This window comes from Gracilimonas sp., assembly GCF_031581265.1.
Taxonomy (GTDB): domain Bacteria; phylum Bacteroidota; class Rhodothermia; order Balneolales; family Balneolaceae; genus Gracilimonas.
Map to the genome: position 1 here is coordinate 74,309 of NZ_JAVLBQ010000007.1, position 13,158 is coordinate 87,466.

Consider the following 13,158-nt stretch of genomic DNA (forward strand, 5'->3'; position numbering starts at 1 on the left):
CATATTGGCAATTAAATCAATCTAGCTCAAAAAATCGTTCCAGCTGCTTTAAGCAGGATTCCAGATCATCACAAACATGGAAGAGGGAAAGGCTTTCCTTGTGGATGAATTCATGCTTCACGGCATTCTCGGTGTACTTTATGAGTCCGTCAAAATACCCATCCGCATTCAGCAAAAAGATAGGCTTATTGTGGAGCCCGAGCTGACGTCAAGTCAGGATTTCAAAGAATTCATCGAGGGTGCCAAAGCCTCCGGGAAGTACAAGGAAAGCGTCTGAAAGAGATTCCATCAACGCTTTGCGGGTATGCATATCCTGGGTTTCGTGCAGATCAGTCAGCCCTTTATGAGCTACTTCAAGTTCTTTGAGGTGAGTCGGAATAACTCCAAAAACTTTACCACCTTCAGTAAGGGCGGCATTGGCTAACTCTCCCATCATCCCGATTCTACCACCGCCATAAACGATACCCCAGTCGCGGCGGGCTATTTGCCGTCCTGATTCTTTAGCTAATTCAGGAAATTTTGGGTTGTTACCTTTTTTGGAACCACAATACACACAAATATTTTTCATCAGGCTACCGTAAACATTCGGTTAAGAACTTTATTCAGTTTTTCCACAAAATAATGGACGTCTTCTTCTGTATTTTGCTTTCCAAAACTGATTCGAATGCTTGAGTTTGCTAACCCTGCTTCCATGCCGATACCATTTAGCACATGAGAAGGTTCAACTGCTCCAGAAGTACAGGCAGAGCCATTGGAAACACAAATTCCTTCAATATCTAAATTGAGTAAAAGCATTTCACCGTCAATGTAATTTTCCTGATCATCACTAAACGAAAGATTTATGATATGCGGAACTCCCTTTTCGTCAGGTCCATTGACTTGGAATTTAAAGTCAAGATTTTGATTTAGTTCCTTGAGAAGTAATGAACGTAGATTTTTATAGTGATTCAGGTTTTCATCCATTTCTTCAATAGCCAATTCCAAAGCCTTGGCAAAACCCACAATGCCGGGAACATTTAATGTTCCACCGCGGCGACGTCGTTCCTGAGATCCGCCAATCATCCAGGGAATCCAGCGTGCACCATTTTTGATATACATAATTCCGGTTCCTTTTGGGCCGTATATTTTGTGAGCACTTCCACTTAAGAAATCAATTCCAAGATCCTTCACATTCAGTGGCATTTTTCCAAGACTTTGAACCGTATCAGAATGAAAAGGGATGTCTAATTCACTACAAACTTCGGCTATTTCAGAAAGGGGATTGATGGTGCCAATTTCATTATTTACGTGCATCAAGGTGACAAGGGCAGTGTTTTCGTTGACCACTTCCCGAACAGCATCAGCGGTGATAGTTCCACAATTTTTAGCTTTAGCAAATACAGGTTTTACGCCATGCATTTTTTCCATTTCAACAGTATGTAAAACGGCATGATGTTCAAGCTCAGAAGTAACCACTTCATATTTATCTCCGGAAACAGCCAAAACTCCTTTAATAACGGCATTATCACTTTCAGTTCCCCCACTTGTAAAAACGATTTCTGAGGGTTCCGCTCCAATTAAATCAGCCACCTTTTCACGAGCGTCTTCAATTACTACTTTCGATTTTTGTCCCAGGTGATGGGGTGAATTTGCATTCCCGTAGTTGTTCTTAAGATATGGAAGCATGGCTTCCAGTACGCGATCATCCAGAGGAGTGGTTGCAGCGTGATCAAAGTAAACTGTTTTCATAAAGATTTTTTATTCAAAGTTGGCGTGCCAAAAATACTGAAATAGAGTGTGAAAGTCAGGGAGATGAGGCAGCTTTTAACACAATCTAAAACTGTATCTAAAAGATTGCTTACAGGTAGATCTATAATTAAGTTATTCTTTTGTTGTGAATTTTTTACGAATTTAATAGGATAGAGAGAGTTAATTATATCAGCTGTTCATGAAATCTACTTTCAGAATTACTAGTCTATCACTTCTGCTATCTTTTTTGGTTTCTATAACCGCACTTTCACAAGTCGCCATTACGGCGGTTCCATTCCTACAAATAAACACGGATTCAAGAAGTAGGGGCCTAGGAGAAGCGACTGTGGCAATGCTTAATAGTCCTGGAGGTATTCACCTGAATCCGGCTACGATAAGCGGAAAGAATACCATTGAGTTTTATAGTCCTGTTTCATTTAACAATGGTAGTGAAATATTTAGAAAACCTTGGCTACCCGGTTATGGTGAATTAGATTTATATTTACAGAATCCAGGGATTATATTCGGATTTGATAAGTTTTCGTTGGGATATCAGTACACCTATCTTAATCTGGGAGAACAGTTTATCACTGGAGATACCAGCCCCAAGCCTAAAGATAGCTTTAATTCTTTTGAGGAGGTACATACCTTTTCAGCCTCTTACCAAATTACCAATGATCTATTTGTTGGAGCCGGTTTAAATATTGGGAAAAGTGAATTATCGGCAGGCCAATCTATAAATGGACAGCAGATAAAATCACCCACCTTCACTACTGTGGATGTAGGAATTTATGCCGATCATACCTATAACTACAAAGAGATGTTGATTACTCCTTCGGTAGGTTGGTCACTGACCGATTTCGGTGAACCTATTAGTTATGTGAGGGGACAAGACAAAGATCCTTTGCCGATGATGATGCGGGGAGGGCTAGGATTGAAAATGGAGACGAAAGAACGTATATGGGATCGAACAGCTTTTAGCATTGGAGGTTATGCCTCGCTCAGTAAAACAATGGCTCGATATAAAACGTAAGTTGCAGCAGGTAATACCCAATTTAAACCGATGGGACCATGGGAAGCGCTATTCAAATCCTGGGGACCTTATAAAAGATTTAATGGTCAGGACTATGTAGAGTTAAGCTTACTTGATCAGCTTCAAACCCAAACCGGACTCGAACTTATTTACTTAGAAACGTTGAGTTTGAGATTCGGTCATTACTATGAGCATCCCGAAAATGGAGCTCGTTCTTATAGTACTTTTGGGATTGGGGTGCATTACAAATACTTCACAATGGATTATTCTGAAATAGATATCAACGATCCCGATCATCCGCTTTCGGGAACTTCGTCTATGCAATTCAAGGTAAATATTCCTTTTTCTCTATTTGGAGGCCTTTGATTCTAAGAAGCACTTACAAAAGTTTAAAGTGTATTACTATTCATTAAAACTTCATTTCGTGTAGAGATCTTGGTACTTTAAGCGAAATTATATTAATCAATCATTTACTCAACTCATGGCAAAACTCACTCTGAATGACGTCGAAGTAAAAGATAAAAAAGTATTGATGAGGGTAGACTTCAACGTGCCCATCGAAAATGGAAAAATCACTGATGATAATCGCATTGTTCAGGCCCTTCCATCCATTAAACATGTAATTGAAAATGGTGGGTTGTTAATACTTATGAGTCACCTTGGGAGACCGGCAGGTGTCTTCGATCCCGAACTTTCACTAAAGCCGGCTGCTGAACATCTTGCTGAATTAGTGGATACTACTGTGCACTTTGCTAAGGATTGTATCGGAGAAAAGGCAGAATCAACAATTATGAAAGCTGAGTTTGGTGAGATCGTTGTGTTGGAAAACGTTCGTTTTCATCCTGAAGAAAAGAAGAATGAGGAGGAATTCAGTAAAAAATTAGCTGCACATGGAGATCTTTTTGTGAATGATGCTTTCGGTAGTTCACACCGTACTCATGCATCGGTAGCCGGGGTAACGAGGTACCTACAACCAGCCGTTTCAGGGTTTTTGCTGGATAAGGAAATAAAGTATTTGGAAGAAAGCATCAACGATCCTGAACGACCTTTTGTAGCAATCCTGGGTGGTGCTAAAGTTTCTGATAAAATTGGCGTAATAGAGAATCTGCTGGACAAAGTCGATACTATTATCATTGGAGGAGGGATGACTTATACCTTCTACAAAGCCAAAGGCTGGCCCATTGGGAATTCGTTAGTGGAAGAAGATAAAGTTGATTTAGCCAAAGAATTGCTTAAAAATGCCGAAGAGAAAGGGATTCGATTTATGCTACCATTAGATTCAGTAGTAGCTAAAGAATTCAAAAACGATGCAGAGCATAAAGTGGTAGATAAAGATGGCATCGAAGATGGCTGGATGGGGCTTGATATCGGGCCACAATCTTCTATTGCTTTTGGAAACCAGATAAAGGCTGCTAAAACCGTACTTTGGAATGGACCCATGGGTGTTTTTGAAATGGAAAATTTTGCTGACGGAACCTATACTGTAGCTGAAGCACTGGCCGAAGCAACAAAATTTGGAGCCACTACTATTATTGGGGGAGGAGATTCAGCTTCCGCTATCAAAAAAGCAGGACTCAATGATATGGTCTCTCACGTGTCAACCGGTGGCGGAGCCAGCCTGGAATACCTCGAAGGAAAAGAGCTTCCCGGCGTTGCCTCACTTACAGATAAGTAAATCAATCCACGTAGGTCTGGCTGGTATCCCGACAATATATGAGTGGGATAAATGCTTGACTTAGGGTAAGTGTTCTAAAGCATACAGGACGGAATACCATTCCGCCCTACGTGGGTTGGAATCATTGTTACTGTTAATCCTTTTTTATAATTGGGAAAATTTCCTTCACTTGTTGTATTCTTAGTATCAAAAATACTTTATGAGTGAGTATCCGCTTTTAATTCGAAGTACAGTTCGGTTGGCTTTTGCTTTTCTGGTTATTGCCGCACTAATTCTGACACGGACTTTATTGGTTCCGCTGTTTCTAAGTGTGATGTTAGCCTACCTGCTTTTTCCTTATGCCGACTGGCTCGAAAATCATAAAGTACCACGGCTCCTGACAAATTTAGTAGTCGTTCTTGGATTCATTGCCTTTTTAAGTGGGATTGTTTTTTTAGTAGCCAATTTATCATCCAATTTCACCAATGACTTTCCTCAGATCAAGCAGCAATTTCAGGAAAATATGCAAGCTATTCTTGGGTCGGTTGTCTCGCTAACCGGTGTTTCAAATGAGGCCTTGGATACTTTTGTACGTGATTTGGCAGAAACAGGAGAGTATCTTGGCCAGTTATTTTCAGCAACAACCAATACCATTCTAAGTTAAGGCCTGCTACCGGTTTATACCTTTCTACTGCTTTTTTACCGAGATAAATTCAGAGACTTTATTTCTATGATGATTCGTAAAGATCAGGAAGAGGATGTGCAAAATATTATTGCTCAGGCTTCAGAGGTAGTCCCAAAATACTTGAAAGGATTATTTATCGTTTGCTTCATTTTGATGGGATTAAACTCTCTGGGATTCTACCTGATTGGGTTGGAATATGCTCTATTGTTTGGAATTATAGCAGCCTTATTCAACCTTATCCCTTACTTGGGTACAGTACTCGGCTATGGAGTGGTTCTGCTCTTTGTTCTTGGAACACAAAGTCCGGCATTGGCTATTCCTGTACTAATCCAGTTTCTAATCGTTCAATTCATTGAGAACAATATTCTCACACCTAACATTACGGGTTCCTATGTAGAAATTAATCCATTGGTTATCATCTTTTCTCTTATTGGGGCAGGAATGATATGGGGGTTACCGGGAATGCTGATTATTATACCATATCTTGGTTTGTTTAAAATTGTATGTGAAAACGTTGATAGCTTAAGACCCATCGGATTCTTGTTGGGTACTAAAGGTACAGAACGACATGCCATTACCATTAAGTCATTGCAACAACGGTTTGGCTGGCACGAGGAAGATTAAGTTTCAGTTACAACCATTATGCTTTTTCCACATTTGTGTATTATGACCTTTGGGAATGTTTTCACATGGATTAGAGGATGAATACCCGCGTAATTCGTTGTATTTTAGTATTTGTTCAGATGATAAAATATCCATCATTTCAAGATGAGTATTCAGATGTACAAATCTCAATTCAGCATAGAGAGAAGCACTTTCGTTAACCAAGTGTTTTAGTTGTTCAGAGGTGATTTTATTGTCGGCAAAGGCATCATCTAAAGCCTGTTCTTTTTCTATAATATTCTCACCTAAAGGAATTACAGATTGCTTCATTTCTTCGAACAAGATTTTGACCCGTTTAAGTTGATCTTCAGAAAGGTCAAATTCACCGGAATTATATGCATCCAATACATGTCTCGGGCCGGGATATCCGTTTAATTCAGCCGGTTTTGCCATTCCGTTAAAAGGAGTTCCCGCACCGGATTTCAGCCCATCAATATCATCCTGAGTTAAAGATTTGATAGGTTGATCTTCTTGTCCGGCATACTGCGATTTGATTGAATCGTGTTGATGCTGAGCAAACACCGGGTTGATGCCAATAGTAAATAAACAGAGAATAAGGATAGATTTCATTTCAAAAAAAAATTGAATTTTTTGGTGTGATTTATCTTCATCAGGTTAGATGTCAAAATAAGAGAAAAATTGCGTGTTCATTTCATTAATTTCAGAAGTCCATTTAACTAAGAACAATTATGGCAGACAACTTAAATTCGATTCGAGAAAAACTTGATCAGATAGATCGTACTATTTTAAAAGCACTGGCTCAGCGTCAGGAGTTGGTGAAGGAAGTTTCCGATTTAAAGTTGAAAAATGAACAAGGCATTCGGGATCTTGAACGGGAAGAACAGCTCCTCAACCGAATTAGAGATTTGGCTCATGAAGTAGGGTTAGACCGCTACTTTGCGGAGCACCTGTTTCGGGAAATCATTACCAATTCCGTTCGCTTTCAAACGCATTCACTGGTGGATCATCAAAATGAAGGAACAAAAGGTGACCGTATTCGGGTATCGTACCAGGGGACAGACGGTGCTTACAGTCATCTTGCTGCCTCAAGACATTTTAGCGATCGGTATGCTACGGTGGATGCCATCGGATACGACACTTTTCAGCAAGCTGCTAATGCCTTGATTGAAGAGGAAGTAGATTACGCTATTTTGCCCATCGAAAATACGACGGCCGGTTCTATAAATGACACCTACGATATAGTTGGAAAAGAAAATTTGCATATCGTGGGAGAGGAAATCCTGAAGATTGTACACTGTCTGATGTCGGTGGAGCCGGTGGAATTATCGAAGGTGAGGCGTATTTTGTCTCATCCTCAGGCCATAGCACAGTGCACGAGCTTTCTTTCCAAGCTGCCCCGGTGTAAGGTGGAATCGTATTTAGATACGGCCATGTCGGCCAAAAAGATTTTGGAGGATGGAGATATCACTCAGGCTGCCATAGCTGGTGCTCATACGGCTGATCTATACAATTTGCATGTTATTGAAAGTGATATAGCCAACCAAAATGAAAACTACACGCGCTTTGTGGTGGCAGCGAATGAGCCGGTGAAAGTTGATGCTCAAATTCCGGCTAAGACGTCTCTTATGATGGTGACGTCCAATGAGGAGGGATCACTTATCGAATGCCTGAATGTGTTGCATAAACATAAAATCAATATGGCCAAGCTGGAATCGCGCCCCAGAATGAATGAGCCTTTCCGGTATTCTTTCTACCTGGATATCCATGGAAATACCGAGGATGCTGAAGTCTCCAAAGGACTGGAAGAACTGTCAGAAAAAGCCGAGGAATTGAAAATTTTGGGATGCTATCCCAAACAGGAATCCTGAGTTTTAAGGAAAACTACGTAGGTCGGGCAGGTTGCCCGACAGTGTTTGAATAGGGCAGGAGAGCTGAAATTATTCTGGTTGGGAAAAACAGATTTATACTACGTTAGGTGTACACTGCTAACCAACATAGATCTGTAAGGGTATGTGAGTTGCTATCCGATCAAAGTCTTTATCATTATGAAGCAGCTTCATTTTATGTTCAATACACCAAGTTCCAATGAGCATATCTACTGTTTTTCGAATTGTAATGCCTTTCGATCGAAGAAATCGAAAGTTTGATGCAGCTTTTATAGCCAGTGACTTACCACCGAGATGAGCACATTCTAAAGAACTAAGAGCTTGTTTGGCCAACCTAAATTCTTTATCACTATCAAAGCCTTGCAGAATTTCGGTAAGAATGATATCTCCAATAAGAACTGTCTCTTCAGAAAGAGCTTGGTCTAAGCTGTCGGTTTGTTTTGTTGATACGCCGTTGAAATAATCAATCCATACACTTGTATCTACCAAAATCATTTCCCGTCAGACCTCATACCCTCTAAATCGCCTTCCCAGTGTAATTTTCCTCGCAAGTCTTTGATATTTTCCTGCTTTTTGCGCTGTACTAATAATTTCAAGCCCTCTTCCACAGCATCTTTCTTTGTTTTCAATCGACTGACCTTCAAGGCTTCATCCATTAAGTCGTCATCAATCACTATGTTCGTCCGCATAATTATAAAATTAATGTGTATTGGATATAAATTTATACACATATTTTGTTAAATCCTAACCTAAGGGCTTCAAAAAAAGTATTTAAAAGTGGTTGCGCACAGTGTTTGGGATAATTTGTTTCTAAAAAACCCTCGTCGTTTCAATACCGGATCATTATTTATCCACTACAACTTTTCTATCTCCCCACTCCAATTCAAAAGCATCTTCTTCTTTGCTTCAAATTAAAGTTTTGTAAGACTTACCATAGATAATATTAGGTAAAAAAAGTTCGTTTGATCAGTTAATTATTTGTTATTACTATATTGGTGCCAGATATGATAATATTTACTTTGAGTAATATAATTTACTAAATAGGTGTAGTTAGAATACCGTGCAATTTGTCGGCATTATTGCTAGAGTTAGAAAACTCTTAGATCATGCATAATAAAATTAGTTGTTTACTATTTATAACTACATGCTTTTTCCTAAGCATGAGTTGTCAATCTGATTCAGCATATGTTGAGTTTTTGGAAATCAATGATCAGGGAGTCGCCCAATTCAGAGTATATAATAACACAAGTGAGGACATTTACAGTATTCTCTTTGAGTTAACGTATGAGAACGCTGAGGGTGAAGTTCTAAAAGTAGATACCGTCAACTATGCGGTGGTCGATTCCGGTGTTTTTGTAGAAGCTGATAATGTAACCTACATTGCACAAGAAGTTCCGGATCAAGCAACTACAGCTACCGGTAAAATTATTTCAACATCTAAGTAGAAAAGAGGCTCCAGGTTTTCCAGCTTATTAATTCTCAATACCCACTTTTTGATCTTTCCACTCTAATTCAAAAGCACTGCTTTCACTAAATGAATGGGAAGTCCGGATCCATTTTCCATCCTGCCAAACGCGGGTGAATCCTTTTTCGAGGGGTTCGTTGGGGTTGTTTTTATCCAAGAGGTGATGGAGCCCGGTAAGCTGTTCTTTTCGGTTGCGGAGGAGATTTTGTACCTGATGGTTTAAGGACTGATGCAGTGCCCCAATTTTTGACTCGGCAGATTGAATCTTTTGTTTGACTACCTGGAGTGCATGAGACTTAGCGAGATTTTGAACTCGATCTTTATATAGGTCAATAGCCCCGGTAGTATGTGTCTCTAACTTTCGGGTATAATCCTCAACAAGAAAACGAATTTCATTGATGTCGGGGACAGCCATTACGGCAGCTTGGGTTGGAGTTGCAGCCCGACCGTCAGCCACAAAATCGGAGATGGAAAAATCAACTTCGTGTCCCACTGCACTGATAATGGGAACTTCACTGGCAAATACCGCCCGGGCTACCGCTTCTTCATTAAAGGGCCACAGGTCTTCCAAAGAACCACCACCGCGACCAATGATGAGTACATCCACATTTTTGGTCAAGGAAAAATATTCGATTCCTTTCACAATTTCAGGCGCTGCATTTACGCCCTGTACGGATGCATGGTACAGTTTAAAATCAGCCAGCGGCCATCGTTTTTCTAAAGTAGATCGAATATCCTGAAAGGCAGCTCCGGTTGCTGAGGTAACTACTCCAATGTGTTCAGGGAATTTGGGCAGTGGCTTTTTGTGATGATCTTCAAACAATCCTTCAGCCTTGAGCTTGGCTTTCAGCTTTTCAAAGGCTTGCTGTAATTTCCCAATTCCGGCTTGCTGTACGAGGCTCACCATCATCTGATAACGGCCATGAGGGGGATACACCTGTAAATCTCCGCCAACCACAATGTGTTGCCCATCTGTTAAATTGATATCAAGTCGTTGAGCCGTGCTTCTCCAAATAACACAGGGCAGGGAGGCATCGGCATCTTTGAGCGTGAAATAATAATGTCCGTTCCTGCTTTGTTTAACATTACTTGTTTCACCCTCCACCAGAATATCTACAAAATTTTGTTCCAGCAGGGTTTTGATCTTATCGGTAAGCTGAGAAACGGTAGGGATATCAAATAAAAATGGGATCTGTTTGTCAGACATGAATGATTGCTGAGGCGTTATAAATGAACGTCGTAAATATAGAGGTTTATAGAGAGTTTTAAAGGTGAAAGTAGTCCCAATTTTAAGTTCGAATCTGCTATTGAAGAAGTGCTTCCTTTGACTATATTTAGTTTATCTGTGATGAAGAGTAGAAACACAGGCTGACCTAAACCCACGACTATGACTAAAACACAAATAGAGCAATACCTGTACAAACACATTCCTATAACCAGAGCGCTTGGTGTAAAAGCGATTGAATTTTCAAGGAATGAAGTCAAATTTCTGGCTCCCTTGATGAACAACATCAACCACCGTTCAACAGCATTTGGGGGTAGTATCAGCAGTTTATTAATTACCACCGGCTGGTCGTATTTACGACTATTGTTTGATGATGAAGAGATCATTCCAAGAATCGTAATTGGTAAAAGTGAAACAAAATACATCAAACCCATCTCTGCCGATTTCACCTCCCAATTAGTAATACCGGATGAGGAAGAAGTTCAGCATTTTTTAGAGATGGTACATCGTTTTGGGAAAGGGAGGATAACCCTGCAAGCTCAGATTATTGAAGGCGAAGAAGTGCTTGCTGTTTTTGAAGGCGATTATGTGATTTTCAAACAAAATACTGAAACGGATGTTGCATAAGTGTGTCAAAAGTGTGTATCTTAATACACACTAAAATTCACACTACGAATAAATTACCATGTCCACAAAAAATTCAACGATATCCTTGTTCTGGGATCGTTTGGGAATCAGCTTATCGGTGCTTTGTGCCATCCACTGTCTTTTTGTTCCCATTGTTCTTGCACTCTTACCCTTAACTCCGCATGCTGCTGCTATTGAAGAGTGGCTACATCCTATTTTTATCGTGCTGATTCTCCCAACCATATTTTATGCCTCCAGCCGGAGCCACTATAATCGTACTATTGTGACTTTACTGCTTTCAGGCTTTGGATTGATCATAGCCGGCTGGCTTTTAGGTCATTATTGGCTGGGTGAAATTTTTGAAACATCGGCTACACTGCTTGGAAGCGTTATCTTGATCATCGGTCACTGGCGGAATTACAATCATCACCGAACCTGTAATAATGCCCGACACAAGCATCACCCGCTGGAAGAATCATTATTGAAGAAGGAGAAGAATGAAACGCCTTAATTTCACACTTGATAATTCAACGGTTGAATTACTTCAAAAACTGGCCGAAAAATTTTACGATGGTAATAAATCTCAAACAGTAAGAGCTGCCTTAGAAAGTCTTGCAGCTCATCAGGGCCATGATGGCTGGGTTATAACGGGATATACTTCAGTCCGAACCGACCATGAAGTCAATTGCCATTCTTGTGGCAGTGAACATGCGGAAGGAAATATTGTATTCAAGCCGGTTTTTGAGAAAGGGAACAGTCCGGCAGCCATTAGTCATATTCCCACAGAGGAGTGGATTGAATGTCACGAGTGTGTGGAAAGTCGGTAAGTCTCTAAGGCGATATTTATCTTCCCAAATGCTCTGTATTCCTTTTGTGCTTTAGCCTATAATCACGGTATATTTGCCGAAGAACTTTTAAGCCTAAATACACTTCTATGCTCCTTAAAAATGTAAAGCCCGTAAGTAATTCTCATAAAGTTACAGACACTGTTGATATACGAATCAAGAAGGGGGTCATTAAAGAAATCGGTTCATCCCTTGAAGCCGATAAAAAAGAAAAAGTTCATGACTTTAAAGGAGCCTATGTATCTCCGGGCTGGATGGATATGCACGTTCATCTTAGGGAACCCGGTTTCGAGCACAAAGAAACGATTACAACCGGCTGTGAGGCCGCTGCTTTTGGAGGCTTCACTGCTGTGGCTTGCATGCCCAATACCAAACCGGCCATTCACACCCGGGATGTGGTTGAATTCATTACCAAAAAGGCCGAATCGCTTGCTGTCGATGTTCACCCAATAGGTTGTGTAACCAAAGAACGCAAGGGAGAATCCATTGCTGAAATGGCGGATATGAAGGAGGGCGGAGCGGTTGCTTTTAGTGATGATGGAGATCCGGTGTATAATTCGCAGGTCATGCGGATAGCACTTGAATATTCATCCATGTTGGGGGTTCCGATCATCAATCATGAAGAGGATTTAGATCTTTCTCGTCCCGGACACATGAATGAGGGAAAAGTGGCCACCCGATTAGGTCTTGACGGGACTCCAGGCATTGCCGAAGAAGTTATGATTGCCCGCGATATCATGCTGGCTGAATATACCGGTGGACATATCCATGTTGCCCATATCAGTACAAAAGGTGCTGTTGATTTAGTGCGAGAGGCCAAGAAGAAAGGCATTAATGTAACAACAGAAGTATGTGCCCATCACTTTGATTTAACCGATGAGGAGATTGAGAAACAAAAATTCAACACCAACTTCAAAATGCACCCGCCGCTTAGAACACAGGAAGATGTGGATGCCATGATTGAAGGTTTAGTGGACGGGACGATAGATGCTATTTGCACTGATCACGCTCCTCACGCCATTGAAGAAAAAGAGGTGGAGTTTATTTATGCACCCAATGGAATCATAGGGTTGGAAACAGCGTGGTCAATTAGCAACAAGCGGCTGTTCCAAACCAAAAAATTGAATCTTCAGCAGTTGATGGATAAGCTGGTCTATAAACCAAGAGAAGTTCTGAATCTGGAAATTCCTGAACTCAAAGAAGGAGTCAAAGCCAATCTCACATTTTTTAATACCGATGAAGAATGGACCTTCAGCCCCCAAAATGTTCGTTCCAAGTCAAAAAATTCTCCATATCTAAATGAGAAACTTCAAGGGCGTGCGGTTGGAATTTTTAATAAAGGACAATTGGTGCTAAATGAGCTTCGATAGGTTCCAATTTTTCATA

The 13,158-nt window shown here is 40.6% G+C and carries 14 protein-coding genes and 2 pseudogenes; 10 read left to right on the forward strand and 6 right to left on the reverse strand.

What is annotated here, in order from left to right; all coding sequences use genetic code 11:
* Nucleotides 1-16: 16 nt before the first annotated feature.
* Nucleotides 17-568: pseudogene (locus RI561_RS04480) on the reverse strand (TIGR00730 family Rossman fold protein).
* Nucleotides 568-1,728, reverse strand: a complete 1,161-nt coding sequence (locus RI561_RS04485; RefSeq protein ID WP_395079029.1) for a cysteine desulfurase family protein — start codon at nucleotides 1,726-1,728, stop codon at nucleotides 568-570. Before RI561_RS04485 ends, RI561_RS04480 begins: the two are co-directional and overlap by 1 nt.
* 352 nt (nucleotides 1,729-2,080) lie before the next feature.
* Here RI561_RS04485 and RI561_RS04490 point away from each other — a divergent pair, with 352 nt between their 5' ends.
* The 4 genes and pseudogenes from RI561_RS04490 to RI561_RS04505 all read left to right on the forward strand — a co-directional run bounded on the left by RI561_RS04490 (nucleotide 2,081) and on the right by RI561_RS04505 (nucleotide 5,724).
* Entirely contained in the window at nucleotides 2,081-2,761 is a 681-nt protein-coding gene (locus RI561_RS04490) for a hypothetical protein (protein ID WP_395079030.1), read from the forward strand.
* A 30-nt stretch (nucleotides 2,762-2,791) separates the two neighbouring features.
* Complete coding sequence (locus RI561_RS04495) at nucleotides 2,792-3,127, forward strand: hypothetical protein (protein WP_395079031.1); 336 nt, start codon at nucleotides 2,792-2,794, stop codon at nucleotides 3,125-3,127.
* Between the two features lie 115 nt (nucleotides 3,128-3,242).
* Complete coding sequence (locus RI561_RS04500) at nucleotides 3,243-4,436, forward strand: phosphoglycerate kinase (RefSeq protein ID WP_395079032.1); 1,194 nt, start codon at nucleotides 3,243-3,245, stop codon at nucleotides 4,434-4,436.
* A gap of 199 nt (nucleotides 4,437-4,635) precedes the next feature.
* Nucleotides 4,636-5,724, forward strand: a pseudogene (locus tag RI561_RS04505) (AI-2E family transporter).
* Nucleotides 5,725-5,727: 3 nt separating this feature from the next.
* On the opposite strand, the gene RI561_RS04510 reads toward RI561_RS04505, so the two are convergent.
* Nucleotides 5,728-6,333: a Spy/CpxP family protein refolding chaperone gene (locus RI561_RS04510; RefSeq protein ID WP_395079033.1), complete on the reverse strand. Its 606-nt coding sequence runs from the start codon at nucleotides 6,331-6,333 to the stop codon at nucleotides 5,728-5,730.
* Between the two features lie 119 nt (nucleotides 6,334-6,452).
* Between RI561_RS04510 and RI561_RS04515 the strand changes: the two genes are divergently transcribed.
* Entirely contained in the window at nucleotides 6,453-7,592 is a 1,140-nt protein-coding gene (locus RI561_RS04515; protein ID WP_395079034.1) for a bifunctional chorismate mutase/prephenate dehydratase, read from the forward strand.
* A gap of 117 nt (nucleotides 7,593-7,709) precedes the next feature.
* Here RI561_RS04515 and RI561_RS04520 read toward each other — a convergent pair whose 3' ends face one another.
* Both RI561_RS04520 and RI561_RS04525 read right to left on the reverse strand, forming a co-directional pair.
* Complete coding sequence (locus RI561_RS04520) at nucleotides 7,710-8,105, reverse strand: PIN domain nuclease (RefSeq protein ID WP_395079035.1); 396 nt, start codon at nucleotides 8,103-8,105, stop codon at nucleotides 7,710-7,712.
* Entirely contained in the window at nucleotides 8,102-8,299 is a 198-nt protein-coding gene (locus RI561_RS04525; protein WP_395079036.1) for a type II toxin-antitoxin system VapB family antitoxin, read from the reverse strand. The genes RI561_RS04520 and RI561_RS04525 overlap by 4 nt, the downstream gene beginning before the upstream one ends.
* 471 nt (nucleotides 8,300-8,770) lie before the next feature.
* Here RI561_RS04525 and RI561_RS04530 point away from each other — a divergent pair, with 471 nt between their 5' ends.
* A complete protein-coding gene (locus tag RI561_RS04530; protein WP_395079037.1) occupies nucleotides 8,771-9,055 on the forward strand; it encodes a hypothetical protein in 285 nt (94 codons plus the stop codon).
* 27 nt (nucleotides 9,056-9,082) lie between these two features.
* Here RI561_RS04530 and xseA read toward each other — a convergent pair whose 3' ends face one another.
* Nucleotides 9,083-10,282, reverse strand: coding sequence for an exodeoxyribonuclease VII large subunit (xseA, locus tag RI561_RS04535; protein ID WP_395079038.1), 1,200 nt, complete (start codon nucleotides 10,280-10,282; stop codon nucleotides 9,083-9,085).
* A 180-nt stretch (nucleotides 10,283-10,462) separates the two neighbouring features.
* On the opposite strand from xseA, the gene RI561_RS04540 reads away from it, so the two are divergent.
* From RI561_RS04540 to RI561_RS04555, 4 genes are all read left to right on the forward strand, one after another.
* A complete protein-coding gene (locus RI561_RS04540) occupies nucleotides 10,463-10,927 on the forward strand; it encodes a YiiD C-terminal domain-containing protein (protein WP_395079039.1) in 465 nt (154 codons plus the stop codon).
* 58 nt (nucleotides 10,928-10,985) lie between these two features.
* Nucleotides 10,986-11,438 (forward strand): MerC domain-containing protein, encoded by a 453-nt coding sequence (locus RI561_RS04545; RefSeq protein ID WP_395079040.1) that lies wholly within the window; start codon nucleotides 10,986-10,988, stop codon nucleotides 11,436-11,438.
* Nucleotides 11,425-11,754, forward strand: a complete 330-nt coding sequence (locus RI561_RS04550) for a hypothetical protein (protein ID WP_395079041.1) — start codon at nucleotides 11,425-11,427, stop codon at nucleotides 11,752-11,754. Before RI561_RS04545 ends, RI561_RS04550 begins: the two co-directional genes overlap by 14 nt.
* Nucleotides 11,755-11,861: 107 nt before the next feature.
* Nucleotides 11,862-13,142, forward strand: coding sequence for a dihydroorotase (locus tag RI561_RS04555; RefSeq protein WP_395079042.1), 1,281 nt, complete (start codon nucleotides 11,862-11,864; stop codon nucleotides 13,140-13,142).
* Nucleotides 13,143-13,158: the final 16 nt, after the last annotated feature.

Excerpts from the sequence above, each read along its gene's own strand:
- RI561_RS04485 (WP_395079029.1), bottom strand. The coding sequence starts at position 1,728 with ATGAAAACAGTTTACTTTGATCACGCTGCAACCACTCCTCTGGATGAT.
- RI561_RS04555 (WP_395079042.1), top strand. The coding sequence starts at position 11,862 with ATGCTCCTTAAAAATGTAAAGCCCGTAAGTAATTCTCATAAAGTTACA.
- RI561_RS04530 (WP_395079037.1), top strand. The coding sequence starts at position 8,771 with ATGAGTTGTCAATCTGATTCAGCATATGTTGAGTTTTTGGAAATCAAT.
- RI561_RS04550 (WP_395079041.1), top strand. The coding sequence starts at position 11,425 with ATGAAACGCCTTAATTTCACACTTGATAATTCAACGGTTGAATTACTT.
- RI561_RS04540 (WP_395079039.1), top strand. The coding sequence starts at position 10,463 with ATGACTAAAACACAAATAGAGCAATACCTGTACAAACACATTCCTATA.
- RI561_RS04500 (WP_395079032.1), top strand. The coding sequence starts at position 3,243 with ATGGCAAAACTCACTCTGAATGACGTCGAAGTAAAAGATAAAAAAGTA.
- RI561_RS04495 (WP_395079031.1), top strand. The coding sequence starts at position 2,792 with ATGGGACCATGGGAAGCGCTATTCAAATCCTGGGGACCTTATAAAAGA.
- RI561_RS04490 (WP_395079030.1), top strand. The coding sequence starts at position 2,081 with ATGCTTAATAGTCCTGGAGGTATTCACCTGAATCCGGCTACGATAAGC.
- RI561_RS04515 (WP_395079034.1), top strand. The coding sequence starts at position 6,453 with ATGGCAGACAACTTAAATTCGATTCGAGAAAAACTTGATCAGATAGAT.
- RI561_RS04545 (WP_395079040.1), top strand. The coding sequence starts at position 10,986 with ATGTCCACAAAAAATTCAACGATATCCTTGTTCTGGGATCGTTTGGGA.
- RI561_RS04510 (WP_395079033.1), bottom strand. The coding sequence starts at position 6,333 with ATGAAATCTATCCTTATTCTCTGTTTATTTACTATTGGCATCAACCCG.
- RI561_RS04525 (WP_395079036.1), bottom strand. The coding sequence starts at position 8,299 with ATGCGGACGAACATAGTGATTGATGACGACTTAATGGATGAAGCCTTG.
- RI561_RS04520 (WP_395079035.1), bottom strand. The coding sequence starts at position 8,105 with ATGATTTTGGTAGATACAAGTGTATGGATTGATTATTTCAACGGCGTA.
- xseA (WP_395079038.1), bottom strand. The coding sequence starts at position 10,282 with ATGTCTGACAAACAGATCCCATTTTTATTTGATATCCCTACCGTTTCT.